The 1,906-nt window shown below is 47.1% G+C and carries 1 protein-coding gene; it reads right to left on the reverse strand.

The window, feature by feature from the left end:
* Positions 1-73: 73 nt before the first annotated feature.
* Positions 74-1,465, reverse strand: a complete 1,392-nt coding sequence (gene ltrA, locus EV209_RS16170; RefSeq protein ID WP_165388964.1) for a group II intron reverse transcriptase/maturase — start codon at positions 1,463-1,465, stop codon at positions 74-76.
* Positions 1,466-1,906 lie beyond the last annotated feature (441 nt).

Genomic DNA, 1,906 nt, shown 5'->3' on the forward strand with positions numbered 1-1,906 from the left:
CAATCGAGTAGGAGGGAGTGATTAACTCCCGTCCTCTCACACCACCGTGCATACCGTTCGGTACACGGCGGTTTCAATAGTTGACGTGCACAGACTGGTAGGCAGTGGCTAGATCATAGAATCCACTGTTTATCAGTCTTTCTCGTGTTAATGCTCTATTGACCGCTCCCATTCCCGATACATACCAATACTTTCTGCGGCTATTCGCCGCCTGATGTGCAAAATATTCAGGTATCCCGAGTTTCATTAGGTTTCTTTTCCTTGTTTTGGGTAACTTCCACTGTTTCCATATACACATGCGGATTCTGTGATACAGCCATGAATTGAGGGTTTCTATCCTGCTCTTCATATCCGCAATCCCATAGTAATTCAGCCATCCTCGCATGAATACTTCTATCTTTTCCAATGAAGGGCGTATGCTCTGACAAGACCTTCGGGAACTGTGCTCTTTCAGTTTTGTCTTCATCTTCTTCCATGACTTCCCATGAACCCGGACATATATGCCCTTCCCGTTCTTTCCCAATGTGAAGCCAAGAAACTTAAAATTTCGGTTTGCAAACACACTTACCACACGACTTTTCTTTTGATTCACTTTCAGTTTCAGTGTTTTCTCCAGATATTTCGTGCTGGATTCCAGTAATCTCTTTGCGGCTCTCTCACTTTTAGCTAACAGCACAATATCGTCTGCATAGCGTACAAATGTCACTCCCCGCTTCTCAAACTCCTGGTCGAACTCGTTCAGATAGATATTTGCCAGCAGTGGTGAGATGTTTCCGCCCTGCGGCGATCCTTCTTCGGTTTCCATGACTACACCGTTTTCCATGACACCACTCTTTAAGTATCTCTTAATCCACTGGATTACCCTTTCGTCCTTTACATTCCTTCGTAAGATATTCAGGAGCATTTCGTGGTTAAGTGTATCAAAGTATTTCGACAGGTCTAATGTCACTGCATGGGTATATCCCTGTTCTGCATACTCCTTCACTTTCAAGATGGCGTCTTTTGCGCTTCTTCCCGGTCGATAGCCATAGCTGTTCTCCGAGAATAACGGCTCATAGACTGGCATGAGCTGTTGTGTTATGGCTTGCTGGAATATACGGTCTTTGACTGTTGGAATACCAAGCTTTCGTATTCCACCGTCTGGTTTCGGGATTTCCACTCGTTTTACCGGAGCCGGGGTATATTTTCCCCTTTTGATTCTTCCGATAAGTTCTTTCTGGTTCTCCCGAAGGTATGCTCCGGCTTCCTTTACGGTCATTCCGTCGATTCCCGGCGCACCCTTGTTTGCCTTTACTCTCTTGAAGGCTCTGTTCAGGTTGTCCTTATCCAGTATCCTCTCCAAAAGTTCCGGCTGTGCACTGTCCCTTTCCTTCCATATCCGGCGGAAAGAACGGTGCGCTCTCACATACCTTTCACGTTCCGCGCTATCTCTTTGTGAGCAGCTTTCTCTGTTTTCTGAACCCAATGTTCTTTCCTCCTTTCCCGGTTGTACTAAAGACTCCTATTGATTTGGTCCTTCATCTCTCGACTACTATGACCTCTGCTGACTTCTGTGCGTTCAGCATTACCTCTCGATAATGGTTGTCCTTTTCGGGGCATACCGCACAGACCTCCCCGGGTACCACACGTTTCTTTCCCTCCATCTATCTGCCACATTTACCATACATGATTCCGTGTAGTTATTGGACTTCGACTTGCTGTGCAGCCTTATCCTCATGCATAGCCTCTTATGTGGTTTCTGTTCGTCAGACCAGAGGTTTGCCCATGGGTTAGTATGTTCCCCATATCCAGCTTCCTTCAGATTCCACCTCACGATGGACACCCTTGCCTTCGGCTATATCCTTCCCACTACCGGGCGGATTCCGGACTTGCACCGGTTAGAAACGTGCGCCGCCGGGCGCACACA

The sequence above is a fragment of the Cuneatibacter caecimuris genome, from assembly GCF_004216775.1.
Lineage (GTDB): Bacteria > Bacillota > Clostridia > Lachnospirales > Lachnospiraceae > Cuneatibacter > Cuneatibacter caecimuris.